The sequence below is a fragment of the Microvirga yunnanensis genome (genome assembly GCF_025460875.1).
Genome location: NZ_JAMXFI010000127.1, coordinates 1 through 23,604 on the forward strand (window position 1 = coordinate 1; position 23,604 = coordinate 23,604).

The 23,604-nt window shown below is 66.7% G+C and carries 24 protein-coding genes; 13 read left to right on the forward strand and 11 right to left on the reverse strand.

What is annotated here, in order from left to right; genetic code table 11:
- Positions 1-720: 720 nt before the first annotated feature.
- Positions 721-1,725 carry a SphA family protein gene (locus NF876_RS35930; RefSeq protein ID WP_262272835.1) on the reverse strand — a complete coding sequence of 335 codons (1,005 nt, stop codon included), beginning with the start codon at positions 1,723-1,725 and terminating at the stop codon, positions 721-723.
- A gap of 556 nt (positions 1,726-2,281) precedes the next feature.
- Positions 2,282-3,295, reverse strand: coding sequence for a magnesium/cobalt transporter CorA (corA, locus tag NF876_RS35935; protein WP_262272836.1), 1,014 nt, complete (start codon positions 3,293-3,295; stop codon positions 2,282-2,284).
- A 284-nt stretch (positions 3,296-3,579) separates the two neighbouring features.
- Here corA and NF876_RS35940 point away from each other — a divergent pair, with 284 nt between their 5' ends.
- A complete protein-coding gene (locus tag NF876_RS35940) occupies positions 3,580-4,035 on the forward strand; it encodes a hypothetical protein (RefSeq protein ID WP_262272837.1) in 456 nt (151 codons plus the stop codon).
- Positions 4,036-4,069: 34 nt separating this feature from the next.
- On the opposite strand, the gene NF876_RS35945 is transcribed toward NF876_RS35940, so the two are convergent.
- Entirely contained in the window at positions 4,070-5,413 is a 1,344-nt protein-coding gene (locus tag NF876_RS35945) for a peptidoglycan-binding protein (RefSeq protein ID WP_262272838.1), read from the reverse strand.
- Positions 5,414-5,494: 81 nt separating this feature from the next.
- On the opposite strand from NF876_RS35945, the gene NF876_RS35950 reads away from it, so the two are divergent.
- The 3 genes from NF876_RS35950 (at position 5,495) to NF876_RS35960 (ending at position 8,887) form a co-directional block, all read left to right on the forward strand.
- Positions 5,495-6,367, forward strand: a complete 873-nt coding sequence (locus NF876_RS35950; protein WP_173946560.1) for a Tll0287-like and HAMP domain-containing protein — start codon at positions 5,495-5,497, stop codon at positions 6,365-6,367.
- Between the two features lie 62 nt (positions 6,368-6,429).
- Positions 6,430-7,851: a serine/threonine-protein kinase gene (locus tag NF876_RS35955; RefSeq protein WP_262272839.1), complete on the forward strand. Its 1,422-nt coding sequence runs from the start codon at positions 6,430-6,432 to the stop codon at positions 7,849-7,851.
- A gap of 25 nt (positions 7,852-7,876) precedes the next feature.
- Positions 7,877-8,887 (forward strand): adenylate/guanylate cyclase domain-containing protein, encoded by a 1,011-nt coding sequence (locus tag NF876_RS35960; RefSeq protein WP_262272840.1) that lies wholly within the window; start codon positions 7,877-7,879, stop codon positions 8,885-8,887.
- A 6-nt stretch (positions 8,888-8,893) separates the two neighbouring features.
- On the opposite strand, the gene NF876_RS35965 is transcribed toward NF876_RS35960, so the two are convergent.
- Positions 8,894-9,619: a Crp/Fnr family transcriptional regulator gene (locus NF876_RS35965; RefSeq protein ID WP_262272841.1), complete on the reverse strand. Its 726-nt coding sequence runs from the start codon at positions 9,617-9,619 to the stop codon at positions 8,894-8,896.
- 219 nt (positions 9,620-9,838) lie between these two features.
- Here NF876_RS35965 and NF876_RS35970 point away from each other — a divergent pair, with 219 nt between their 5' ends.
- From NF876_RS35970 to NF876_RS35985, 4 genes are all read left to right on the forward strand, one after another.
- The gene (locus NF876_RS35970) at positions 9,839-11,761 is read left to right on the forward strand and encodes a type I secretion system permease/ATPase (RefSeq protein WP_262272842.1); all 1,923 of its coding nucleotides are present in this window, start codon (positions 9,839-9,841) and stop codon (positions 11,759-11,761) included.
- 242 nt (positions 11,762-12,003) lie between these two features.
- Positions 12,004-13,428, forward strand: coding sequence for an HlyD family type I secretion periplasmic adaptor subunit (locus NF876_RS35975; RefSeq protein WP_262272843.1), 1,425 nt, complete (start codon positions 12,004-12,006; stop codon positions 13,426-13,428).
- A gap of 205 nt (positions 13,429-13,633) precedes the next feature.
- Entirely contained in the window at positions 13,634-14,698 is a 1,065-nt protein-coding gene (locus NF876_RS35980) for a patatin-like phospholipase family protein (RefSeq protein WP_262272844.1), read from the forward strand.
- A gap of 334 nt (positions 14,699-15,032) precedes the next feature.
- Positions 15,033-15,629, forward strand: a complete 597-nt coding sequence (locus NF876_RS35985; RefSeq protein WP_262272845.1) for a transglutaminase-like cysteine peptidase — start codon at positions 15,033-15,035, stop codon at positions 15,627-15,629.
- Positions 15,630-15,720: 91 nt separating this feature from the next.
- Here the strand turns inward: NF876_RS35985 and NF876_RS35990 are convergent, their stop codons facing one another.
- The 3 genes from NF876_RS35990 to NF876_RS36000 form a co-directional block, all read right to left on the reverse strand.
- Positions 15,721-16,431: a Crp/Fnr family transcriptional regulator gene (locus NF876_RS35990; RefSeq protein ID WP_262272846.1), complete on the reverse strand. Its 711-nt coding sequence runs from the start codon at positions 16,429-16,431 to the stop codon at positions 15,721-15,723.
- A 572-nt stretch (positions 16,432-17,003) separates the two neighbouring features.
- Entirely contained in the window at positions 17,004-17,138 is a 135-nt protein-coding gene (locus NF876_RS35995; RefSeq protein WP_262272847.1) for a hypothetical protein, read from the reverse strand.
- 83 nt (positions 17,139-17,221) lie between these two features.
- A complete protein-coding gene (locus NF876_RS36000; RefSeq protein ID WP_173946552.1) occupies positions 17,222-17,374 on the reverse strand; it encodes a hypothetical protein in 153 nt (50 codons plus the stop codon).
- A gap of 56 nt (positions 17,375-17,430) precedes the next feature.
- On the opposite strand from NF876_RS36000, the gene NF876_RS36005 reads away from it, so the two are divergent.
- Positions 17,431-17,727: a DUF6894 family protein gene (locus NF876_RS36005; RefSeq protein ID WP_262272848.1), complete on the forward strand. Its 297-nt coding sequence runs from the start codon at positions 17,431-17,433 to the stop codon at positions 17,725-17,727.
- Positions 17,728-17,924: 197 nt separating this feature from the next.
- Here the strand turns inward: NF876_RS36005 and NF876_RS36010 are convergent, their stop codons facing one another.
- On the reverse strand, positions 17,925-18,098 hold the full coding sequence (locus tag NF876_RS36010; protein WP_262272849.1) for a hypothetical protein: 174 nt from the start codon (positions 18,096-18,098) through the stop codon (positions 17,925-17,927).
- Positions 18,099-18,530: 432 nt separating this feature from the next.
- Positions 18,531-18,710: a hypothetical protein gene (locus tag NF876_RS36015; protein WP_262272850.1), complete on the reverse strand. Its 180-nt coding sequence runs from the start codon at positions 18,708-18,710 to the stop codon at positions 18,531-18,533.
- A gap of 236 nt (positions 18,711-18,946) precedes the next feature.
- On the opposite strand from NF876_RS36015, the gene NF876_RS36020 reads away from it, so the two are divergent.
- Positions 18,947-19,096: a hypothetical protein gene (locus NF876_RS36020; protein WP_262272851.1), complete on the forward strand. Its 150-nt coding sequence runs from the start codon at positions 18,947-18,949 to the stop codon at positions 19,094-19,096.
- A gap of 600 nt (positions 19,097-19,696) precedes the next feature.
- Here the strand turns inward: NF876_RS36020 and NF876_RS36025 are convergent.
- The gene (locus NF876_RS36025) at positions 19,697-19,852 is read right to left on the reverse strand and encodes a hypothetical protein (protein WP_262272852.1); all 156 of its coding nucleotides are present in this window, start codon (positions 19,850-19,852) and stop codon (positions 19,697-19,699) included.
- Positions 19,853-20,106: 254 nt separating this feature from the next.
- Here NF876_RS36025 and NF876_RS36030 point away from each other — a divergent pair, with 254 nt between their 5' ends.
- The 3 genes from NF876_RS36030 to NF876_RS36040 all read left to right on the forward strand — a co-directional run bounded on the left by NF876_RS36030 (position 20,107) and on the right by NF876_RS36040 (position 22,170).
- The gene (locus NF876_RS36030; RefSeq protein WP_262272853.1) at positions 20,107-20,238 is read left to right on the forward strand and encodes a hypothetical protein; all 132 of its coding nucleotides are present in this window, start codon (positions 20,107-20,109) and stop codon (positions 20,236-20,238) included.
- A gap of 82 nt (positions 20,239-20,320) precedes the next feature.
- Positions 20,321-21,175, forward strand: a complete 855-nt coding sequence (locus tag NF876_RS36035) for an alpha/beta fold hydrolase (RefSeq protein WP_262272854.1) — start codon at positions 20,321-20,323, stop codon at positions 21,173-21,175.
- Positions 21,172-22,170, forward strand: coding sequence for an ornithine cyclodeaminase family protein (locus tag NF876_RS36040; protein ID WP_262272855.1), 999 nt, complete (start codon positions 21,172-21,174; stop codon positions 22,168-22,170). Before NF876_RS36035 ends, NF876_RS36040 begins: the two co-directional genes overlap by 4 nt.
- A gap of 402 nt (positions 22,171-22,572) precedes the next feature.
- Here the strand turns inward: NF876_RS36040 and NF876_RS36045 are convergent, their stop codons facing one another.
- Positions 22,573-23,469, reverse strand: coding sequence for a DMT family transporter (locus tag NF876_RS36045; protein ID WP_262272856.1), 897 nt, complete (start codon positions 23,467-23,469; stop codon positions 22,573-22,575).
- Positions 23,470-23,604: the final 135 nt, after the last annotated feature.

Genomic DNA, 23,604 nt, shown 5'->3' on the forward strand with positions numbered 1-23,604 from the left:
GCGCGTGATATCTGAGGGGAGTGCGACCGCGTTGTCCCCCTGGCTGGAAGAATGCCGCGAAAAAGAATGGTCGCGCTCACCTCGGAGCCCGTTCCCGTCGCATGCGGGATTATGGTCAGGGCTTGGGCCCAACCGGATATAAGGTGATGCGGACGAACGGTTCGCATGAGCGTCTTCGGGCTCGACCTCGGATGTCACGGCAACACCTGCGACTTGTTGCGCGACAATCAAAACCCCATGCGTTGCCACAATCGGACGTGCCAGGCACATCGAACTGTTTGCTACGGTGGCGTGCAGCGCTCATCGAGAATGCTCGCGGCCAAAACCCGCGTAAAGCCTGACCTTCGGCCACCGCCTTCGGCGGCTACCGGGCTTGACGCAGATTTCGGCCGCGACCTCCTCTGCAATCATCGCTTGCATGCCTGATTATCGCGCAACAAACACTTGACTGACGTATCGGCCCATATAAGGGGACCCGGTTTTTCGCGTCGAGCGGTGCGCCAGCCGAGAGTGAAGCATCGGACAATCGGGATCACCGGGACGAACCCGGTGATGACGGGGTGGTGGATCGGTCGGGCGATCAAGACAGGGGCCCGAACGGTGCGCCGGTCAAGAGAGGGATCCTCGGATGAATCCCAAAAGTGGTTCCACTTTTCGCTGACGCGGCCCTCTGGGTCACGTCCGATGCTCCAGGCCCGCACCCGGCCGGGCGGCCGCGCGTCAGTACCGCGCCCGGATCGGCTCCTGGGCCGGCGGCGCGGGACCGCCGAGCGGGAACGCCACCGTGAACAGGCCGATGGTGCCCTGAGGGCGGTTCTCCACGTCGACCTCGCGCAGCACCTTGAGGCGGGTCGTGACCGGCGTTCCCGCCACGGTGACGTTGTAGGTGGCGCTGGCGCCGACCGCCGTCACCCGCCCCTTGAACGGGCCGATCCGGTTGCCTTCGCCCCGGTCCTCGGAGACTTGGTCGTAGTAGCCCGCCAGCACCCCGACGGAGAGCTCCTTGGTCAGGTTCTTGGTGATCGCCAGATCGAGGTGGAAGGCATTGCCGCTCCGGTAGTCGGTATCCGGGTTCTCGCCGTTGATCTCCAAGCCCACGGCGCCCGAGAGATCGAGGCCGATCTCGGGATCGAACCAGGTGGCGGCGGCGAAGAGGTCGCCGACCCAGCGGTTGAAGGCAAGGTTCGAGAGCTCGCCCTCCTCGTAGCCGCCGGCCGGAACGCTGACGCTGGCCCCGAGGGACCAGTGGAACTTGCCCGCGTCCCAGCCGAGGATGCCCGAGACCACCGGATCGCCGAGCACGAACGAGGCGTCCCGCTGGCTGAACGCGAAGGCGCGGCCCAGCCGCGGCGCCTCGATCAGCACGCCGGCGCTCACCCGCGGCACGCCCAGCGGAAGGCTGGCGCCGATGGCCATGCGCCCGCCCAGGGCCTCCAGGGGGAAGACCCAGGTGGCGGTCAGGAAGTCGGCGCGGATCTCGACCTCCACGTCGGCCAGCACGGCCCCGCCGATCTGGATCCGGCGACCGCCGCTCAGCTCGCCCGAATAGGCCAGGAAGTCATTGCTGAAGTAAAAGCCGGGCGGAGGCACGATGCCCGCGAGCGGGCCCCGCAGACCGGGCAGGTAGAGGCTCGCCCCGCCCTCGGTCCCGAGCGCCGGCACGCTCGCAAGACCGCAGATCAGCCCAAGAAACCCGAGACATGCCTCATGGCGACGATTGATCACGCTTCCTCCCCCTCTTGTCCGGTGCTCCGGATTGCATCATGGCCGACCCGGCCACCTTCGGGGAAGCCCGGCCCCGAGTTCAGGAGAAACCTGAGCGCTCCGCCCGCCGGCGAATGCGGCCTCATACCTCGACCATGCGGTTCGTGACCGCGTATCGCACGAGGTCGGCCGTGGTGTGCAGCCCCTGATGGGTCCGATACTCCAGCCTCCGGCATCGTCCTGGCTATCAGGTGAAACCCTGAGATTCACGGCAAAGTTCGTCCCCGCGGATGTCCGAACTCCCGGATCCTGATCGAGCCTGAAGCCCGGGCGCGCCATCCGGCCCGGGGTGTCCCGCCCGGCCGGGGGTGTCCGGCCGGTCCGGGAGATGAGGGCTCCGGGGGCTTGCCATGGCGGTTCCGCGGCCGCCCCATCGCCGCCCTCGGCGTCGCGGTCGCCCTCCCGATCATGGCACCCTCCACCCGTCCCCCCACCCTCCACCGCAGCACCGGGCTCGTCCCGGTGATGACGTGGAGGGTGGGGGTGAGGTGCGTGCGCAAGGGGCCGTCCGGCCTGGTCAAAGCCAGCGCTTTTCCCGGAAGCGCCAGTAGAGCCACGCGCAGACCAGCACGATCACCGTCAGCACGAAGGGGTAGCCGTATTTCCAATGCAGCTCGGGCAGCACGTCGAAATTCATGCCGTAGATGCCGGCGACCGCCGTCGGGACTGCCAGGATGGCCGCCCAGGCGGCGAGCTTGCGGGTGATCTCGTTCTGCTGGGACTGGCCGGTCATCAGGCTCGACTCGAACGCGAAGGCCAGCACCTCCCGCAGGGACTCGATCTCCTCCTGGACCCGCCGGATGTGGTCGGAGACGTCGCGGAAGAGCGGCTGCATCGCACCGTCGATCCCGGGCAGTCCGGGCTGCTCGAGCCGGCGGCAGACCTCCACCAGCGGAACGGCCGCATTGCGCAGGCGCAGCAGATCCCGCCGCAGCTGATAGAGCCGAACGATCTGGTCCTGCGGCTGGCTCGCGGTCAGGATGCTGTCCTCGATCTCCTCCACCTCGGCCTGGATCATCTCGATGACCGGCATGTAGTTGTCGACGATGAAGTCCAGGATGGCATAGAGGATGAAGTCCTCGCCCTCTGCGAGCGCCTTCGGGGCCGCCTCGCAGCGCTGCCGGACAGGCGTATAGGTCGTCGAGGCGCCATGGCGGACGGAGACCACGTAGCCGCGCCCGACGAACAGGTGCGTCTCGCCGAAGGCGATGCGCCCCTCCACCATCTGGGCCGTGCGGGCGACCACGAACAGAGCATCGTGGTATTGTTCGACCTTGGGCCGCTGATGGGCCTTCAGGGCGTCCTCGATGGCGAGCTCGTGCAGGTGGAACTCGGACTGCACCTTCCTCAGGAGCTCGAGGCTCGGCTCGTGCAGGCCGATCCAGACCACGTGACCGGGCTTCTTGGACCACTCCCCGGCCTCCTCGATGGGAATCTCCGTGAGACGCCGGCCACCCGTATAGACGGCGGACGCGACCACGCCGGGCATGCCCAGGGAGGGAACGGAAACTCGCTTGAGAGGCTTCGCCATGTCGATCCACCGCACAACCATCCTGGCCCGTTGCCGCGCCCGGGGCAAGCCGCTCCCGCGGCCTCCTAGCGCATCGTGCGGACCCAGAGGGCCGCGTCAGCGACCCGAAGGGCCACGCCAGTGAAAAGTGGATCCGGTTTTTCGCTCGAACGATGCGCTCTTCAAAGAGTGGAGCATCGGATCCGATCCCAGAAGTGGGTCCACTTTTGGGTCCGATGCTCTAGCGGACAGGTGGTCGATCCGGGGGCCGCGTGGTACATTGACCCCTTGCAGGGGATCGACCGATGACCAAGACCGTCACATCCCTCTTCCACGGCGAACATCACGCGACCGCAGCGGCGAACCGCCTGAAGCAGGCGGGCATTCCGGCCGACGACCTGGACATCTGGACCACGCCGCACAATCTCGCCCCCCTCCTGGAGGATCTCGGGGTGTCCCGTGCCGACGCCCACGCGTACGCCGAGGGCGTGGTCCGCGGCGGCACCGTGGTGATCGTGCGGTGCGCAGCGCCGGAGGTCGGAAAGGTGGTGGAGATCCTGGATCAGGAAGGCCTGCTCGATCTCGACGAGCAGCAGGCGGAGTGGCGGACTGAAGGGTGGGAAGCCGCGGGACCGGCGGGCGATGCGGCCCGGCCGCCGGACGCGGTTCCGGCCGCGGCGGAGACCGAACGGGCGGTCGAGGTCATCCGTGGCCGGATCCGGGTTCAATCCCGCCGGGCGGAGCGCCCCGGGCGGGAATAGCCGGGCCTGCGATCAGCCCTCCGGGTCCGAGGCTCTACTGCATCTCCTTCGGCAGAAGCGCGTCGTACTGCTCGGGGGTCAGGTAACCCGTCACGGAGGCGTTGCGGCTCTTCTGGTATCCCATGATCGCCTCGCGGGTCAGAGGTCCCATGATGGCGTCGATCGGGCCCGTGTAGAGGCCCAGGTCCCGCAGCCGCTGCTGGATCAGGCGGCGCTGCTTCTGCCCGAGCTGCGAGTCCTCGACGGAGGGAGCGACGGATGCGTGGCGCAATCCTTCGGCCTGGGCGGCCGCGATCTGCGCCTCCGCCTCGACACGCTTCGCCTCCTGCTTGGCCTTCTCGGCGTCCGCCTGCGCCCGCTCCACGTCGGCCTGAGCCTTCTTGGCGTCGGCTTGCGCCTTCATCACCTCGGCCTGAGCCCGTTCGGCCCTCAACTGCTCGTCGCGGGCCCGCGACTCCGCCTGTTCCCGCGCGCGGCGCTCCGCCTCGAGCCGGCCTTCGATATCCTCCGACTTCTGGAGCACGGGCACGGCCTGGGGAGACGTCGACGCGACCGTTTGCGGGGCCGGCGCGGGAGCCGCAGCGGGCTTCGCGAGATTGACCTCCTGCACCTGCCCGAACACCGCCCCCAGGTTGCCGCTCGACGCGACCTTGACGGCTTCGCTGAACGACGGGCTCGGCTGTTGAAGCAGCTTCGCCAGGGCGTCTGCGGCCTGCTCGCCGGCCGCGTCGATGCGCGAGACCGGGATGCGCGCGGAGCTGGAGAAGGCCGTGACGGCGTTCTTCGGAATCTCGCTGGTGAATTGAGGCCTCGCGTCCAGCCCCTCGATGGCATTCTCGAAGGTCGGCGACGTCATGAAGAAGAACACGCCGCCCGTCTGCGCCCGCGCCGCGATCTGCGCCATGTTGGTGGTCGAGAGCGCGCGGGACAACAGGTCGGCCGCCCGTCCGATTTCGGTGTTGGTCGCCAGGAAGAAGGTCTGGCCGCTCCAGGCGATGCCGTGGCCGATCAGAACGATGAGGGCCAGATCGGCCCCCTCCGCCTTGGCCGCGAAGTCCCGCAGGCTGGCCCGGGCCGTGGCATTGGTCGGATTGGGGCTGACGATCACGTCGAAGCCCCTGGCCTTGAGCGCCTCGGCGATTTCGGCGCCGCGCTTCGTCCCGATGCTGGACTTGGGAAGCTTCTGATAATCCTCCGCCGTCAGGACGAGACCGACCCTTCCGGAGGCATGGGCCGTCACGACGCTCGCGAGCAGCAAGGAAAACGCAAGGACAACGATCCCTAGAAAGAGTATCGGGTGCGACCGATCAAGGTCTCCCGATGTGCTTTGGCGCACAGGGGAACGGCCCGCAAATCCACCCACAAGACCGAAATGCATGGCACGTCTCCAAGACTTGCACTATCATGAAATCCGGTAGTTGTAACGCAAACTAACCTCACGAGCCGTTGGAGATCTCCCGTGGGACTACGGCTGAAATTCAATATCATTCTCGCCGTTTGCTATCTGCTTGGGCTCAGCCTGTCGATTTATCCATTCTATCAAATTTCCCGACAGGAAGCCATGGACCAGCTCCAGTCGCAGATCGACGTTCTGCGAGCTCAGGCGCTGTCGGTGCGCCGCTATACGTCGGAAGAGATCCAGCCCCTGCTCGCCGAACACTCGAGCGTCCAGTTCCTGCCGCAGACGATCCCGTCGTTCTCGGCCCAGACGGCATTCCGCAATTTCCGCGGCTTCTATCCGCAGTTCTTCTACAAGGAGGCCGCGCTCAACCCGACCAACCCGGCCGATCTCGCGCGGGACTGGGAGCGGGAGGTGATCGAGAAGCTGCGGGCCAATCCCGAGCTGACCAAGGACATCAGCTACCAGACGATCAACAATCGCTCCCATTACACGGCAACCTATCCTCTGGTGATCAAGGACGAGTCGTGTCTGACCTGCCACTCGACCCCGGACCGCGCCCCGACGTCCATGGTTGCCCTTTACGGCAGCAAGAACGGCTTCGGCTGGAAGCTCAACGAAACGATCGGAGCGCAGATCATCTCCGTGCCCATGGACATCGCCGAAGGAGCGATCTGGCGGAACCTGCTGCTGTTCGTCGGCACGTCGAGCGTCATCTTCCTGGTCCTGCTGGTGCTGCTCAACGTCCTGCTGAACCGCTACGTGATCAGCCCGGTGACCCGCATGGCCAAGACGGCGGAGGCCGTGAGCATGGGCGACGCGTCGGTCGCCGAGTTCGAATATCCGGGGTCCGACGAGATCGCATCCCTGTCGCGCTCCTTCAACCGGATGCGCAGGAGCCTGGATAGCGCATTGAAAATGCTTGAAAAGTGAGCAACCGGATTGATACCTGGCCCGACAGAACCAGATTACCGCTCGTCATGGAATTGCATCCGATGACCGCAGACAAGGATCTGAGGACAGGCGGCAGCCAAGGCGGCACCAGCGGCATGCCCGCCCGGGTCGGCAAGTATCGCCTCGACCACGTCATCGGCCGCGGGGCCATCGGCGTTGTCTACAAGGGCTATGACGAGCAAATCGATCGCCCGCTGGCGATCAAGACCCTTCGTCCCGAGATCCTGGAGAACCTGAGCGAGAACGACGAACTGCTCCGCCGCTTCGCCACCGAGGCGCGCTCCGCCGCGCGGTGCCTGCATCCCAACATCGTGACGGTCTTCGACTTCGTGGAGCAGGATGGCGCGCCCTACATCATCATGGAATACGTCAACGCCGGCACGCTGGAGAACGTGATCCGCCGGGGGACGCTGCTGCCGATCCGCCAGGTCGGCGAGATCATGGCGCAGCTGCTGTTCGCCCTCGGCTACGCTCATTCGAAGGGCGTCATCCACCGGGACGTGAAACCGGCCAACATCCTCTGCCCTTCGGCGGCCTCGATCAAGGTGTCCGATTTCGGCGTCGCCCACGTGGATGCGCTCGACCTCACCAAGCCCGGCGGCATCCCCATCGGCACGCCCAACTACATGGCGCCCGAGCGGTTTCTCGGGCGCCCGGCCGACATTCGCGCGGATCTCTTCTCCGCCGGGGTCATCCTGTTCCAGATGCTGACGGGCGCGAAGCCCTTCGTGGCCGCGGATCTGCCCGAGCTGATGCGCAAGCTGATGAACGATCCGCCGCCGGAGATCAGGACCTATCGGCCGGAGCTCTGGCCCGAGATCGACGTGGTCGTCCAGAGGGCTCTGGCCCGCAACCCGGAGGATCGGTTCCAGACGGCGGACGAGTTCGTCGTCTCGCTCAACGCATCGATCGAGATGCGCCCGAGCGCCGACCTCCCGCCCCTCGACCTCACCGAACTCTCCCACATGCCGGGAAAGGAGCAGGCCGCGCCGGCCAAGGAGCGGCTCAACCAGACGATGGCGGAGGTCCTGACCCCGACGACGCTCGATGCGCTCGGGCGCTCGCTCGCCAGCTCGCTCGGCCCGATCGGACATCTTCTGGTCAGGCAGGCCTCGCACGAGACCATGGATGTCGACACGTTCCTCGACCTGCTCGTCGAGAAGATCAAGACCGAGGCCGAGGCGACGACATTCCGAAAGGCGGCCCAGCAGGTGCTGCGCGACGACAAGGGCTTCAAGATCGCCCAGATGGAAGCCGTGATCTCACAGACCGAGATCCGGGCCGTGTCGGACGCGCTTCTGCCGCTCATCGGCCCGGTCGCGCCCACTCTCGTCGCCCGCCAGGCGGAAAAGGCGGTCGGCCGGGACGACTTCTATCGCCGGCTTTCGGACTTCATTCCCAACGAGCGGGATCGGACGCGGTTTCTCGAGATCCGTGGTAAAATCGGCGAGACCAAGAAGTGACATGTAGGCACCCGATGAAGGCGTGATGGACGATCCGGCTCCCGATGCACCGCAGCCTCAAGGCAAACGAGTTCGACGTCTGCGAGCGGTCTTCGCGGCCGACATGGCCAATTTCGGCGGCCTGGTATCCGTCGACGAGACCAACACCCTCGACGCCCTGTGGGCGACGCGGCGCATCGCCCGGGAAGAGCTCGCGGCGCATGGCGGGTGGCTCTTCGGGATGCCGGGAGACGGGATCTTCGCCCTGTTCGAGAGTGCGGTCGACGCGGTTCGCTGCGCGCTCGATACCCAGGCACGCCTCGCCGCCATGACGAAGCTCGATGCGGTCCGCATGCGGATCGGCATCCATCTCGGCGACGTCCTGTTCCAGGACGATCTCCCCTTCGGCGAGACCCTGGTGATCGCGGCCCGGCTGGAAAGCCTGGCGGATCCCGGCGGCATCCTCGTATCGGCCGCCGTCATGGAAGCCGTGGCTCCGCGCATCTCGGCGACCTTCGGCGAGCGCGGAGTGTTCGACCTCAAGCACAGCCCGCGCAGGATCACGACGTTCAGCGTCGGCATGCCGCCGTCATCGGACGACATGAATGCGACCCTCAGCCTGATCGAGCCGCTCGATCGGACCGTGCTGTCGGTGGCATCCGCGCGGGTCGAAGAGGCGGTGACGGCACCCTCGCCTCCGGCCGTTTGCCTGGAGCCGCCGGCCCTTTCGCTTCCGAAGGCCGCCCCTCTGGTCGTCCCGGCCGGCCGTGCGTCCTCCGACCCCGGGCCGCCCGCCGTCGCCCCGGAGCCGGACGTCCCGGCGGCCCAGCCGGCTCCCATGGACCCGGCGGCCGCTCAGGACTGTCTGGCCGAGCTGGCCCGTGCCCTCACGGTCTATCTCGGCCCCGTCGCCGGCCTGCTCGTCCGGCGGCATGCGGCAGAGCTGGCGGATCCGGCCAAGCTCGTCGACGATCTTGCCCGCGAGATCCCCGCCCGGGACGAGCGTCTTCAGTTCATCACCCGCGCCCAGCAGATCGTGGCGCGGCGACGGCATTGACGCCTCCTACTCGCCGAACTCGGCGATTTCGTCGATCCTGTCGAGATCGTGGACGATCAACCCGCCCCGGTCCTGGCTCAGCAGGCGCTCCTCGGACCATCGGTTCAGAAGCTTGTTCAAACCCTCCCGCGACATGGCCGTCCATTGAGCCATCTCGCTCTGGGTGAGCTTGAGAACGACCTCGATGCCTCCGGTCGTCGCCTTCCCGTGGTCCCGCGCGAGATGCCCGAGAATGCGTGCGAGACGCTGCGGCGCCTGGCGCAGGGTGGCGTCCTCCATCCGGGCGCTGGTCCATCTGAGCCGGCCGCACAACAGGTCGATCACATTGCGCACCAGCTGCGGATCCCGGTCCAGCGCGTCGTAGAAGGTTCGCCGGGCGATGCTCGTCAGTCTCGTGCGCAGCATCGCGGAGGCGCCCGCCGTCCGCACGCCGCCGTCGAGCATGCCGATCTCTCCGAAGACGGCGCCGCTGGTCAGGACGTTGAGGGTGACTTCGGCGCCGGCGGCCGAGACCGTCCAGATCCGGACGCGGCCCTCGGCGATCACGTAGAGCGCGTCGGAGGTGTCACCCACGTTGAACAGCAACTCGCCCTTCTCCAGCGTCCGGTTCTGAGCCCTGCGGGCGATCTGGTCGACCGTCGCCGGGTCGATGGCCTTGAAGATGTCGAGGGCTTCGAGATGGGCCGACTTGTCGGCGCCGGTCGCCGGCTTGGGCGGTTGCACGTCTGCCATGACCGAATTCCCACGGTGTGGAGCACGAGGCCTGCCAGCATAGCGTTCGACGGGCCGGGGGCAAAGGCGCCCCGACGGCCGCGATGACCGGACCTTTGTGACCCCCGTCACAGTGCTCGGCGCGAAGCCGGCCCATGATCATCCCGCAGACACCCTCCCGGTTGCCCGTCTCATGGCGTGCGGAGGGTCGCAACAGGGATGCCCGCGATGAGGAATGGAATGAAGACCAGCGCCGAAGTCCAACTCCGGACGGCTCTTCGCACGCTCAAGAAGCCGCTGATCGGGCTCAGCGTCATCAGCTGTCTCGGGAACGTCCTGATGCTGACCGGCCCCATCTTCATGATGCTCGTCTACAACAAGGTCCTGTCGAGCAAGAGCCTCCCGACGCTGGCGGCCCTCTCCCTGCTCGCTCTGCTGCTCTACGCCTTCTACGGCCTCCTGGAGGCGCTGCGCGGCAAGCTCATGGCCCGGGTCGGCATCACCTTCGACCACCGGCTGGCGCCCACGCTGTTCGAGGCGACGCTGAAACTGCCGCTCCATTTCGGCCCGCATGCCCGCAATCACGATCCGCTCCAGGATCTCGCCGCCATCCGCAACTATCTCATGGGGCCCGGACCGGTCGCGCTTCTCGACCTGCCCTGGATGCCGATCTATTTCGCCATCCTGTTCCTGGTGAGTCCGATCCTCTTCCTCGCCGCCGGAGCCGGCGCTCTGTTTCTGGTCATTCTCAGCATGGTCAACGAGCTCGTCACCAAGGGCACGGTCAAGTCGGCCAACCAGGTGCACGCGGCCACCATGACCCTTCTGCTGGACGCGAGGCGCAACTCGGAAGCGGCCGCCGCCATGAGCATGGGAGACGACCTGTGCAAGCGCTGGGGCAGCGGCTACGTGAACTCGATCTCCCATGCCCGCGACCTCGCCGACCACGCCAGCGTGTTCGGGGCGATCTCCAAGACGGTCCGGCTCGTCCTGCAATCCGCCATGCTGGCGCTCGGAGCCTTCCTGGTCATCGAGGCGAAGATGTCGCCCGGCGCCATGATCGCCTGCTCGGTCATCCTCGCCCGGGCTCTCACCCCCATCGATCAGGTCATCGGCAACTGGCGCAGCACCTCGGCCGCCTGGCAGGCTTTGCGCCGCCTGAGGGCGCTGACCTCCAAGCTTCCCCAGGCGACCAAGCAGCAGCACGGCATGCCGCGGCCGCGCCACACCCTGTCGGTGCGGGATGTCGCGATCGTTCCTCCGGGCGGGACCATCGCGACCGTGTCGGGCGTTTCGTTCGAGATCGAAGCCGGCGACGCCCTCGGGATCATCGGCCCCAGCGGATGCGGCAAGTCCACCCTCGTTCGCGCCCTGGTCGGCGCGTGGCCGACGGCGCGGGGAGACGTCCGCTTCGACAACGCCCTGATCGGCCAGTACTCGCCCGATGCGCTGGCGGACGCGATCGGCCACCTGCCCCAGAGCATCGAGCTGTTCGATGGAACGATCGCGGAAAACATCGCCCGCTTCCGGAAGGACGCGACCGTTGATCAGGTGATCGAGGCGGCCCGCATGGCCGGCGTGCACGACATGATCCTGGCGTTCCCGAAGGGATACGACACTCCGGTGGGCGAAGGCGGCGCCATCCTGTCGGGCGGTCAGCGCCAGCGCATCGGGCTTGCCCGGGCCCTGTTCGGCAATCCTTTCATCGTCGTGCTCGATGAGCCCAACTCCAATCTCGACCCGCTCGGAGAGCAGTCCCTGAACGATGCCATTCAGCAGATGCGCCAGGCCGGCAAGATCGTCGTCATCGTGGCCCACCGGCCGAGCGCGATCTTCGCGGCGAACAAGATCCTGTCGGTCCGCAACGGTCGCGCCGAGATGTTCGGCCCGAAGGAACAGGTCCTGGCGGCCCTGTTCCCGCGCATCGGGCAGCCGCACAAGCCCGCCCAGGCGATGGGTCCGCAGCCGGTCGGCGCCCCGTCGGCCGTCGCGACGGCGCAGCCGGGCGCAGCTCCCTCCAGCCCCGGCGCCGCGTTGGCCTCTCAGGACACGCTCGGCCCGGCGTCGGCGGAACCGGCGGACGGAGACGCCGTCCCGGCGACCGCGACCGTCACCAGCCTGGATGCGACCCGGACCCAGCGGGCGAGCGGCCAGGCGAGCTAGAGCATCGGACGGACCCAGAGGCGACGTCAGTGAAAAGTGGGCCCGGTATTCGCTGGCGCGGCCCTCCGGGTCACTAGCGTGGCCCTTCGGGTCGTTGGCGCGGCCTTCGGGTCCGCTCCGAACGATGCGCCGGTCAAGAGAGGGAGCCTCGGATGAATCCCGAAAGTGGTGTCCACTTTTCACGTCCGATGGTCTGGCGAATGTGAACTGCGCCACAGCATCGGCGCGCCCGGCATGCCAACGTGATCGTGGACCAGGCGCCGATCCGTCGCGACCGGCGCGGGATCCTGACAAAGGATGTGCCGGTTGCCCAGCCGACGACGGCAGCCCACCCGATGGAGCGCACCATGACCGAGTTCGAAACAGACCTTGCGGCCAATTCCTCCTCCATGCGCCGGCTCATGCGCTGGTTCATCCTGAGTTCCTTCGTGGTCTTCTTCGGGATCGGCGGCTGGGCGGTCGCCGCCAAGGTCGACAGCGCGGTCGTCACCTCGGGCACATTCGCCGTCCAGTCCAGCGCCCAGGCGGTTCAGCACCTCGAGGGCGGGGTCATCGGGGCGATCCTCGTCAAGGGGGGAGAGCTCGTGCAGGAGGGCCAGGTGCTCGTCCGGCTCGATGCCGCGAAGGTGACGGCCGATGCGAGCATCCTCGAGCGCAAGCTGATCGACCTCACGGCCCAGAAGGCACGCCTCGAGGCCGAGCAGCTGGACCGCACGACGATCGCGCGGCCGGCGCTTTCGCTGCCCTCCAGGCAGGCTGAGACCGCCTTGAAGGCGGCGCTCGCGGCGGAGGAAAGCCTGATGAACGAACGGCGCTTCACGCGCGTGAGCCAGCTTTCGCAGCAGCAGGAGCGAAAGCACCAGGTCGAGAGGCAGATCGACGGGTTCAACGAGAGGTTCCGCGCCCTCAAGGAGGAGCTCGCCCAGGTGACCGCCGAGCTGGCCGACCAGCGCATGCTCGACAGCAAAGGGCTGATCCGGCGCCCTGTGCTGCGTCAGACGGAGCGCGAGGTGAGCCGCCTGAAGGGCGAGATGGGCGATATCGAGGCCCGGATCGCGGGTGCCGGGTCCCAGCTCACCGAGATCCAGTACAAGATCGCCGAGCTCACGCAGAATGCCCGCTCGGAGGTCCTGAGGCAGCTCCAGACCGTCACGGCCAGCCTGGCCGAGACCGAGGAGCAGCTCGCCGCCGCCCGGGACCGGCTTCAGCGGCTCGACATCCGGGCGCCGCGCACGGGTCTGGTCCACGAACTCATGGTGCATACGATCGGCGGGATCGTCGCCCCCGGGCAGAAGCTGATGTCGATCATCCCGAGCGCGGAGCCGCTGATCGTGAATGCGAAGATCCGCCCCGAGGAGGTCGATCAGGTGCATATCGACCAGCCGGCGACCATCCATATCAGCTCGTTCAAGCTCCCGACGCCGGTGGAACTCGAGGGGATGGTCACCAATGTCTCGCCGGACCAGGTCGTCAGCGGCGAATCCGGGCAAGCCTACTTCACCGTGAAGATCGCGATCGCCCCGGGAGAGCGGAGCAAGCTGGAGGGCAAGGAACTGACGCCCGGCCTGCCGGCCGAGGTGCTGATCCGCGGGGAGACGCGGCGCATCATCACCTACCTGACCCAGCCGCTCACGGACCGGCTCGCCGTCGCCTTCCGCGAGGAGTGAGTCGACAGGCCCATCCCGCGCCTCAGGCCGCCCGTGCAGCATCCTGTACGGGTGGCTGGCGCATCGTGCGGACCCAAAAGTGGGTCCACTTTTCACGTCCGATGCTCTAGCCGCCCGGCCGGGTCCGCGCTCTCGCCAGACAGGATCGACGTCATATAACATCCTCTTGATCGGAATGCTGAACGACCCCGACGCCGAGGCGACCATGAACAGGGCAGACGGCAGGACTTCCCGGAGGAGACGCTCAGCGCCGCGGCAGGAGGTCAAGCCGGTCAATCTCGCCCTTCAGGGGGGCGGCGCCCATGGCGCCTTCGCGTGGGGCGTGCTGGACCGTCTGCTGGAAGAAGACGCCATCGCGTTCGAGGGCATCAGCGCCACGAGCGCGGGAGCGGTGAATGCGGTGGTCTGCGCCCACGGGCTGATCAGCGGGGGGCGCGAGGGCGCCCGCCAGGCCCTCGGGGCGTTCTGGCGGCGGATCTCGCAGGCGGCTCTGTTCAGCCCCGTTCAACCATCCGCATTCGACCGTCTCACCGGAAGTCGCAGCCTTGAAGCATCGCCGGCCTTTCTGCTGTTTCACATGCTGACCCAGGTGGTCTCGCCCTACGAGCTCAACCCGTTCAACTACAATCCCCTGCTCGATATCCTCGAGCAGACGGTCGACTTCGAGCGCCTGCGATCGGATTCCCGGGTCAAGCTGTTTCTCTCGGCCACCAATGTTCGTTCAGGGAAGATCCGGGTTTTCGAGCACCATGAAATGAGCGCCCAGGTGGTGCTCGCGTCGACCTGCCTCCCCTTCATCTTTCAGGCCGTGAGGATCGACGACGAGTATTACTGGGATGGGGGCTACATGGGGAATCCGGCGCTCTTTCCGCTGATCTATCAATGCGAGACATCCGACATCGTGGTGGTTCACATCAACCCGATCAGCCGGCCCACGGTCCCCAGGACGGCGGCCGAGATCCTCAACCGGATCAACGAGATCAGCTTCAACTCGTCGCTCATGAGGGAGGTTCGCGCGGTCGACTTCCTCAACAGGCTCGTGGAGGAAGGGCGGGTCCTGGCACCCGATATCAGGGAGGTGCGCCTGCATGCCGTCGAGGCCGACGACGTCATGCAGCACCTGGGCGCCGCCTCGAAGCTGAACGCGGATTGGAGCTTCCTCACCGATCTGCATGCGATCGGGCGCGAGAAGGCCGATGCGTGGCTGAAGACCGACTTCGCGAAGGTCGGCATCGAATCCTCCATCGACGTCTGCCACCGGTACCTTTGAGCGACGGCGTCGGGCGGGACAAGTGGACCCACGCTCGGGATCGAATCCGATGCTCACTTCCTTGAGCGGCGCATCGTTCGAGCGTGGCCCGCTTTCGTCCGTACGATGCCATCGGCGGTCTTCCGACCGGGATCACCGGGACCGGCCGGTGATGACGTGGGACGATGAGACACCCGGCTCGCGCCACCCTCCACACGTCATGGCCGGGCCGGAATTTGTGACCACATGCACAGAACGACCAAGCGGAACACGTCAGTCTGATCCCATGAGCAGTTCGGGCCAAGAGGAAGGGTCCTCCCCGGTCTGATCACCGGCATCTCCTGGGGAGATCGACATGGGTAGACGGATTTGGATCGTCCTGGCCTTGCTGCTGTCGGCGATGAGTTCGGGCAATGCGGGTCCCCACCTTTTCCGGGACGAGGCGGCGCCACCCCTGCCCGGCTGGGTCGCTTTCTGCAGCCGCCATGCGGAGGAATGCACCGTCGATCTGACCGAACCTGAATTTCTGCCGCTGACCGCGGAGCTTGCGGCCCTCCTGTCTTCGGTGAACCTGTCCGTGAACCGCTCCCTGATCCCGGTGACCGATCAGAACCATTGGGGCGTCGCCGACCTGTGGAGCTACCCGAGCGACGGTCTGGGCGACTGCGAGGACTACCAGCTCCTGAAGCGCAGGATGCTGGTGGAGGCCGGCCTTCCCCGTCGCGCCATGCGCATGACCGTCGTCATCGACGAGAACGGCGAGGGGCACGCGGTCCTGACCGTCCGCACGGATCGGGGCGACCTCATCCTGGACAACAAGACTGACGACGTGCTGGCCTGGTTCAGCACCAATTATCGCTACATCAAGCGCGAAAGCGCCGAGACAGCGGGCTGGGTCTACCTCACGCTCGAACAGGCCGGTACGTCGCTGACCTCGTCTTCCGACAGGTAGCCCTCGCCGCCTCCGCCCTCCCCGGGGGCGCCCGGCCGAGGATCGCCGAGGCCCGCGCATTCGGTCCGGCGCGGCCAAGCTCGACCTCGGATCATTCGGAATCCCGGTCGCGCTCGACGGCTTCCTGCTGAAGGCGTCGTAGGTCGATGATCTTCACGCGGGCCCGTCCGAGCTCGACAGCTCCGCTTCTCCGCCACTTCTGCAACTGCCGATTGACGGTTTCCCGACCTGCTCCGACGAGCACGCTGAGCTCCTCCTGCGTGATGTCGATCTCCTCGCCGAAATCCTCGGCCAGCTTCAGCAGACGCCGTGCCAACCGGGACCGAAGAGACAGAAGAGAGGCCTCTTCCAGGCGTTCGCTCGAAAACCGGACGCGCTCGCAGAGCAGTTCGATGATCCGCGTGGTGATTTCCGGTCGCCTCTTCAGCAGATCCTGGAAGTCGCTCCGCCGGATCATGAACAGCTCGACACTGCCCGACGCGACCGCATCGGCGCTCCTCGGGTGCCCGTCCAGGAGGGCGAGCTCGCCGAAGACGTCGCCCGGCCCGAGAATGTTGAGCGTGAATTGCCGGCCCGCATCGGTCGTCGTCGTGATGACGATCTGCCCGCGGCGGACGCCGTAGAGAGCGTCGCCCGGATCCCCCTTGAGAAACAAGGTTTCGCCGTCGTGCATCTTGCGGGACGTGCACAAGGCCGCGATCTGGGCGATTTCGTCCGGGCCGAGCGCGGAAAAGAACGAACTCACGGAGAGAGCCGAGAGAAACGGCAAGTCCTTCCGGATCTGTTCTCCATCGAGACGCACCTTCACGACTCCCCTGCACGAGTTCACCAACAGAGATCGCAACCTGCGACGGAAGCCAGGCAACTATAGATGAAAGAGGGAGAGTCTCAACAAGAGACAGGACGGTTCCCAACCGCAGGAGACCGGAAGGATGACGCCGGGCAGAGGACGCGCAGCCCGCGTCCCGCCCGATCCGCTCCGTTATGTTGTTTCGACATGTTTGCGCACGTGAGACGTGGACCCAGGTTTGGGAACGGCTCCGATGGCCACATCCTGAAGCGGCACATCGTCCGCACGATGCGCCCGGCGGTCTTCTGATCGCGCTCACCGGGACAAGCCCGGTGATGACGGGGAGAGGTGAAACGGGCCGGTGACGACACCCTCCCCACGACCCTCCCCACAACCCTCCCCACGTCATGGCCGGCCTTGTGCCGGCCATCCCAGTTGTCCCGTGCTCCCATCTTGAAGCGGCGCAACGTTCGGGTCACGAGCGTGACCCGCTTTCGTCCGCACGATGCGCTAAGGTTTGGCTCCGGCGAGCTCCTGGAGGATCCGGCGGCGTGCCCGCCGCATGGCGGTGAGCTTGGACGGTTTCATGACAGGCTCCTGCCGGCGAACTGACGAGGGCGGATGACGATCGCGGGTTCGTCCCTCCGAACGGCGGGGCGGACCGCAACGGAAACGATCACCGGCTGATCGGTCCATCGATCCAGGACGATGAGAACCATGGCAATCTCCTTGTCGTGCGCTCCCATGGTGTCCGAGATAAGCATCGTGTTCTGTGACGGTGATCACACGGAAGAGGATCGGATCAGGCCGCGGGGGAAACCTGCAGACGGGTGAAGCGGGTCACATCGAGCATCTCTTTGCCGGACAGCACGACGGGCCGCGGAGCGCGGCCATTCACAGCAATGGCGTCGGCCACGAACAGGAGGGCGAGAAGGCAGAGGATGCGACGGGACATGATCGGACTCCATGTGAGGCCGACCATGCCACCTGGTCTTTCCGGGAACCGTGATCATGAGCACAGAAGACGGGTCCCGCCTGTGGGAGAGTGGAGGCATCGAGATGGAGGCTCACATGTTCTATCTGTACTTCCACTGCGCAGGCCCGGGCGAAATCCTGATCGATCGTCACGGAGCGGAGGTTCTCGACCTGATCGAGGCTCGCGACCGAGCCCTCTCCCTGGCGCGCGCCCTCGTCGAGAAAGCCTATGGCGCACGCGACTTCTCCGACTGGCACGTCTATGTCAGCGACGAGGACGACGACGAGATGCTGCTGATCCCGTTCTCGGACGTCATGCCGACCCTCCATTGAGCGATCCGCGGCAGTCGAGGCACGCGCGCTCCTCCTGGTGCCGACGGCCTCCTGCGCCTGCGCATGGCGGGCGTCGGACAAGCTTCCGTCCTGCGGCCCTCCACTGAGAAGAGCCGCCACTCCACAGACACCTAGCGCATCGTGCGGACCTCGCGGGCCGCGTCCGAGGCTTTAGCGGACATCGTCCGATCGACACCTCAGCTCTCGGAATAGCGTGACCGGCGGGCGCGCCAGTCCGCCAGCTCCGCGAAGTGACGCCATCTGCGCGCCAGCGAACGGAGCTCGACGCGAAGCTGCGCCTTCCGGTACGGATCGTCCGCGAGGCGCTCAGCCCTGGCGGCCTTATCCTGATAATGCTGTTTGAGGTTCATCTGTCCCGTCCCGCGGGATACGGGCGAACCGGCCTCGGGACCGATCCCCCGCACCACGCATCAATGTCTTTTCACACAGCTCGCCGGCTTGCCGGGAAGCGAAATGGTCACCTGCTGGCCGGATCGGGGGTCAAGAATGGTGATCGTCATGATGAACTCCTTCAGTTGAGATCATCATCGCGCGATCCCGCGCGATCTTCCGTGACAGACATCACACAGACCCTGATGTGACGCAGCGCACAGTTCGCCGGAGCGAGATCGGTTAGGGTGAAAGCCTTCCTCCCTGTCAACTGGGCGCCCTGTTCCAATATCGGGGCGCTTTTCTTTGTGCGCCGTGGAGACCGGCCGGCATGTCGGGCGGAGCGGCTAGCCCATCGTGCGGACCATGCTGCCCCGTGCGAGATGACGCGGCTCGCGATGGGTCGAGCGGAGCTATCGCTGCGCCGCCACGATGGACCGCCGCGCAAGCTCGCGCTCCTCGGCGTCGAAATACCGCTGAAGCCAGATATAGGCCTGTCGGATCAGAGCACGGCGCTGCGACGGGTCCGTCGCCCGGCGGGACAACGCCATCGTGTCCATGTAGCGGGCCCAGTATCGTGTGCACCTGTCCATGCGCTCACTCCTGCCTGTAGAGGTTCAGTTGCCGACATGATGCCGTGAACGCCGCCGCCCATCTGTAACCCGCATCACAGAGGCTCGATGAGGGCGTAGAGGTGCGGTTGCCCGAACCTTGAACCACGTGCGCTCGAATGGAGAAAATGGCTTCCGGCCGTGGAATTGTGACGGCGGACACAGTCCTGCAGGGCGTTTCGGGATACCAATGGTCCATCCTGAACTGGGAGCTCATCATGAAGCGCAATCGGAAACCGTTCGTGTCCATCCGGAAGAAAGACTGCAAGTCGGTCTTCGACTCGATCTATCTCCGGGAAGCCGTGTTCCGCAAGGTCGTGACGGCGGCCGACGTCAAAGCCGGCCTTCTGCCGAGGCGGACCGCTTGAGGAATCATGGTTCCCGGCCCGTATGAGCAGGGCCTGACCCATCAGGCTCTTCGACGAGCGCATCGTGCGGACGAAAGCGGGCCCCGCTCGCGGCCCTTCGGGTCCGCACTCGACGATGCGCCGCTTCAAGATGTGAGCATCGGACAGTCGGGATGGCCGGCGAGAGGCGGGTGATGACCGGCCGGCCATGACGTGGGAGGGGCCGCGCCCCTGCAATGGTCACCCGCCACGTCATCACCGGGCTTGTCCCGGTGATCTCGATACGAGAGGCGCCGCGCTTCAAACAATCGGGATGGCCGGCACAAGGCCGGCACTGACGTGTGGAGGGTGTCATCACCGTGCTTGTCCCGATGAACGCGATCGGAGGACCGCCGAGCGCATCCCGCGGACGAAAGCGCACCACGCTCGCGGCCCATCGGGTCCGCGCCGAACGATGCGCTCTTCAAAGAGTGAAGCATCGGATCCGATCCCAAAAGTGGACCCAGTTTTCACGTCCGATGCCCTCGCGCTGCTTCGCGCTCCTGGCCGGATCGAGGATGTCGGCTGTTTCCTCCCGACCGGCAACGCGCATGGCAACTCACGGAGAACACGGCGGGACGATCAGCTCACCCGCCTCCAGTAACCCTCGAACGGGATCGCGATGTCCCGGCGCTCTTCCGCCGAGAAGCGGGGGTAGTCGCTGCCCTGCGTCCAGCCGCCGTTTCCGCCGGGAACGAAATGCAGATACGCGAACACGATATGAGAGATGACCCACATGCCGACCTCCTGACTTGGCATCCATTCTAACCGGGAGGCGCCGGGCGCTCTGAGACAAATGTCACACAGCGCGCAGAAACGTCCTGCGCGGCGGGTCGGCGCTCGGCGAAACCATTCATGACGTCGTGTGTGAAGCGGCTCACAGCCTCCGGGGAGCGGATCGCTAGAATGAACCTACTCGCGTGGTCCTCCCTCACCTCAACGCCTCGGCACCCGACCGAGGCGTTCTTTTTTGTGCCGGGGAATCCTCACGGATGGGCAAGCTGTTCCCGGATCGCGCCCCGTCCGAAGGGCAATGCGGAGTGAACCGTCGATTGTCGGTCTCCGGCACGGACGTCGAGATCCGGGACATCCCCGGCCGCAGGATCTCGAAGGATTTTCTGTGAACCCGGGACGTCATTTCTGCCATCGGGGACGGCAAAGGCCCGGTTTCGTGTACACTGCGCGGCACTTGGAGGCCTCGACCGCATGCCCAACCGCCTGATGGCGGACCGCGACCGCTTCGCGACGCTCCACCCTGAACGCCGGATCCTCATCCGCGGCCGGGATTGGGGATATGTGCAGGCCGGCGACAGGGGTCCCGCGCTGCTGCTCATCCCGGGCACGCTCGGCCGCGGCGACATCTTCTGGCAGCCCATCGAGGCCCTGAAGGACCGCGCCCGCATCGTCGCCGTGACCTACCCCGAAAGCGGCGGCGTGATCGAATGGGCGGAGGATCTCGCGGAGCTGTGCGGCCGGCTCGGGCTCGACCGGGCCACCGTGCTCGGCTCGTCCCTCGGCGGTTACGTGGCGCAGTATTTCGCCGCCGCCCATCCGCGCCTCGCGGAGCGCCTGATCGCCGCCAACACGCTTCATTCCGTCGCCGGGGTCGGGGACCGTCCGCCCTATTCCTCGGACCTCGACCATGCGCCGATCGCGGAGATCCGCGCGGGGTTCGGCCGGGGCCTCGGCGCCTGGCGCGACAGCCATCCCGAGCAGGCGGAACTCGTCGACCTTCTGATGGCCGAGGTCGGCGGACGCATCCCCGAGCCGGAGCTGCGCACGCGGCTGAATGCGTTGAAGCGCGGGCCGGAACTGCCCCCGCTCGACCTGCCGCGCGACCGGATCGCGACGGTCGAGACCGCCGACGACCCGCTGATCCCTCCGCCCGTGCGCGACGCCGTGCGGGCCCGGCTGAACCCATCGGACGCCTATCGCTTCGAGTGGGGCGGACATTTTCCCTATGTCGTGCGGCCGGACCTCTATGTCTCGCTGCTCGAGGAGCAACTCGGCCTGCCCGTGACGGGCCAGGGCTGGGGCAATGGAGAAAGGCGCGCACGATGATCGTCCTGTCCGACAGGGACGTCCGTTCCCTCCTGCCGATGGCCGAGGCCGTCGAGATCGTCGAGACGGCGATGATCGCCGTCTCGGCCGGGGCCGCCAACCTGCCGCTGCGGTCGGTGGTGGACGTGGGAGAGCCCAATAAGATGGGGGTCATGCCCGGCGCCCTGCTGCCGGGCCATGGCGGGATCGAAGCGTGTTTCGGCGTCAAGCTCGTGAGCCTGTTCCCCGGTAATCCGGACGCCGGATATTCGTCGCACCAGGGCGCGATCGTCCTGTTCGAGCCGGAGCACGGCTCGGCGGTCGCCATGATGAATGCCGGCCTCCTGACGGCGATCCGCACCGCCGCCGCGAGCGCCGTGGCGACACGGGCGCTCGCCCGGCCGGATTGCGCCACGCTCGCGATGATCGGGGCGGGCGAGCAGGCCGAGCACCACCTGGAGGCCATGCTCGGCGTGCGGCCCTCGATCCGCCGGGTTCGGGTCGCCGGGCGCCGGCGCGAGAAGGCGGAGGCCTTCGCGTCCCATGCCGCGGAACGCCACCCGGGCGTCGCGATCGAGGTCTCCGACGATGTCCGCTCGGCCGTCCGGAACGCCGACCTCGTCTGCACCGTCACGTCGTCGTCCGAGCCGGTCCAGATGGGGGAATGGATCGCACCGGGCGCCCATCTGAACGTGGTCGGCGCCTCGATCCCGTCGAAGCGCGAGATCGACGAGGAGATGGTGGCGCGCTCGCGGCTCTTCGTCGACTACCGGGCCTCCACCTTCGCCCAGGCCGGCGAGGTCATCCGGGCCATCGAGAGCGGCCGGATCGGGCGCGACCACGTCCTGGCCGAGATCGGCGAGGTTCTCGCCGGCAAGGCGGCGGGCCGCACGTCGGCCGACGACATCACGCTCTATCGCTCGCTCGGCATCGCCGCCCAGGACCTCGCCTGCGCGAGCCATTGCTGGCGCGAGGCGAGAGCCCGGGGCCTGGGCGTCGAGGCATCGCTCGATTGATCGCCAGCGCATCGTGCGGACGGGGCGCTCGCCCCCGGCTCATCGACCGCTCACACCCCCCTCCACGTCATCACCCGCTCACCTCACCCTCTCACGTCATCACCGGGCTTGTCCCGGTGATCCCGCTTCCGAGAGGCGCCGCGCCTCACCGGATCGGGATGGCCGGCACAAAGCCGGCCATGACGTGGGGAGGGTGTCATCGACCGCTCACACCAATCCTCCACGTCATCACCAGGCTCGTCCCGGCCATGACGTGGAGGGTGGGCGTGAGGGTGAGGTGCGGGCGTGAGCACTTGTTCCCACAGTGTTCCGAGCAGCGGGACCAAGCCAGAGCTGTTTCCACGAGCGCATCGGACGTACCCGGAGGGTCGCTGACGGGGCCCTCCGGGGCCGCACGATGCTCTACCGCTGGCGGTCCCAGACGAGGGCCGCCAGGGGCATGACGTGGTTGCGCCTCAAGGTGATGATCAGGACGCCGCAGAGCGCGATGCCGGTGCCGAGCGCCATGCGCAGGTCGACATGGTCGCCCGTGACGAGGATCCCCATGCCGACCGTCATCAGCGGGTTCATGATGGTCAGGGGCGCGATCAGGTTGGCCGGATACTTGCCGATCAGCCCGTAATAGATCGTGTGGGCCACGAGGGACACGATCAGGGCCGAGAACAGCAGCGCCGCCAGGAAGCCCCAGCCGGCATTCGTGGCCTTGAGGACCTGATCGGCCTCGAGGCCGGCCGACAGGAAGGTCAGGGGCAGCACGGAGGCAAGGCCGATCCAGGCCTGGAACCGGAGCGGCTTCACGCCCTCCATCTGCTTCATCAGCACGGCCGCCAGCGAGCCCGCCGCGGCGGATCCCAGAATGAGGGCGAGCCCTCCGGAAATCGGAAAGCCCCCGGCGGGATTCCACATCACCAGGACGCCGCCGATGAAGGTGAGCGCAATGCCCAGGCCCCGCCGCCAGTAGACCTTCTCCCCGAGCAGGATGACCGAGAGAAGCGTCGTGATCGGCAGGCCGAGCTGGGACACGATGGCGGCGCTCGACGGGCTTGCCGTCCTGATGCCCAGGAAGAACAGCGCAAAGCCGCCGCCTCCCATCAGAAACCCGACCAGGAGGATGCGCCAGGTCGGGCGCGGCATGGGCAGGAGCCAGGGCAGCGCCAGCAGGGCGACGATCCCATAGCGGATGGCCGCGTAGAACAGCGGCGGGATCGCCATGTCCGTCACGACGATCTTGGTCACCACCGTATGGGCCGCCCACAGCAGGCAGACCAGGATCATCAAGGAGAAATCACGAAGGGCCATGGTGTTGGATAACTCGGCCCCGGGCCGCGCCACAAATGCCGCCTCGGAAGGGCTGGCATGTTCTTCTGGGTTGGGAACGTTCACTCGACAGCAAGGATTAACTAGCGCATCGGACGGACCCAGAGGGCCGCGTCA

What these genes read in the sequence shown, in the direction of transcription:
- corA (WP_262272836.1), bottom strand. Translation starts at nt 3,295, where the DNA reads ATGGCGAAGCCTCTCAAGCGAGTTTCCGTTCCCTCCCTGGGCATGCCC.
- NF876_RS35940 (WP_262272837.1), top strand. Translation starts at nt 3,580, where the DNA reads ATGACCAAGACCGTCACATCCCTCTTCCACGGCGAACATCACGCGACC.
- NF876_RS35945 (WP_262272838.1), bottom strand. Translation starts at nt 5,413, where the DNA reads ATGCATTTCGGTCTTGTGGGTGGATTTGCGGGCCGTTCCCCTGTGCGC.
- NF876_RS35955 (WP_262272839.1), top strand. Translation starts at nt 6,430, where the DNA reads ATGACCGCAGACAAGGATCTGAGGACAGGCGGCAGCCAAGGCGGCACC.
- NF876_RS35960 (WP_262272840.1), top strand. Translation starts at nt 7,877, where the DNA reads ATGGACGATCCGGCTCCCGATGCACCGCAGCCTCAAGGCAAACGAGTT.
- NF876_RS35965 (WP_262272841.1), bottom strand. Translation starts at nt 9,619, where the DNA reads ATGGCAGACGTGCAACCGCCCAAGCCGGCGACCGGCGCCGACAAGTCG.
- NF876_RS35970 (WP_262272842.1), top strand. Translation starts at nt 9,839, where the DNA reads ATGAAGACCAGCGCCGAAGTCCAACTCCGGACGGCTCTTCGCACGCTC.
- NF876_RS35980 (WP_262272844.1), top strand. Translation starts at nt 13,634, where the DNA reads ATGAACAGGGCAGACGGCAGGACTTCCCGGAGGAGACGCTCAGCGCCG.
- NF876_RS35985 (WP_262272845.1), top strand. Translation starts at nt 15,033, where the DNA reads ATGGGTAGACGGATTTGGATCGTCCTGGCCTTGCTGCTGTCGGCGATG.
- NF876_RS35995 (WP_262272847.1), bottom strand. Translation starts at nt 17,138, where the DNA reads ATGGTTCTCATCGTCCTGGATCGATGGACCGATCAGCCGGTGATCGTT.
- NF876_RS36000 (WP_173946552.1), bottom strand. Translation starts at nt 17,374, where the DNA reads ATGTCCCGTCGCATCCTCTGCCTTCTCGCCCTCCTGTTCGTGGCCGAC.
- NF876_RS36005 (WP_262272848.1), top strand. Translation starts at nt 17,431, where the DNA reads ATGAGCACAGAAGACGGGTCCCGCCTGTGGGAGAGTGGAGGCATCGAG.
- NF876_RS36010 (WP_262272849.1), bottom strand. Translation starts at nt 18,098, where the DNA reads ATGAACCTCAAACAGCATTATCAGGATAAGGCCGCCAGGGCTGAGCGC.
- NF876_RS36015 (WP_262272850.1), bottom strand. Translation starts at nt 18,710, where the DNA reads ATGGACAGGTGCACACGATACTGGGCCCGCTACATGGACACGATGGCG.
- NF876_RS36020 (WP_262272851.1), top strand. Translation starts at nt 18,947, where the DNA reads ATGAAGCGCAATCGGAAACCGTTCGTGTCCATCCGGAAGAAAGACTGC.
- NF876_RS36025 (WP_262272852.1), bottom strand. Translation starts at nt 19,852, where the DNA reads ATGTGGGTCATCTCTCATATCGTGTTCGCGTATCTGCATTTCGTTCCC.
- NF876_RS36030 (WP_262272853.1), top strand. Translation starts at nt 20,107, where the DNA reads ATGGGCAAGCTGTTCCCGGATCGCGCCCCGTCCGAAGGGCAATGCGGA.
- NF876_RS36035 (WP_262272854.1), top strand. Translation starts at nt 20,321, where the DNA reads ATGCCCAACCGCCTGATGGCGGACCGCGACCGCTTCGCGACGCTCCAC.
- NF876_RS36040 (WP_262272855.1), top strand. Translation starts at nt 21,172, where the DNA reads ATGATCGTCCTGTCCGACAGGGACGTCCGTTCCCTCCTGCCGATGGCC.
- NF876_RS36045 (WP_262272856.1), bottom strand. Translation starts at nt 23,469, where the DNA reads ATGGCCCTTCGTGATTTCTCCTTGATGATCCTGGTCTGCCTGCTGTGG.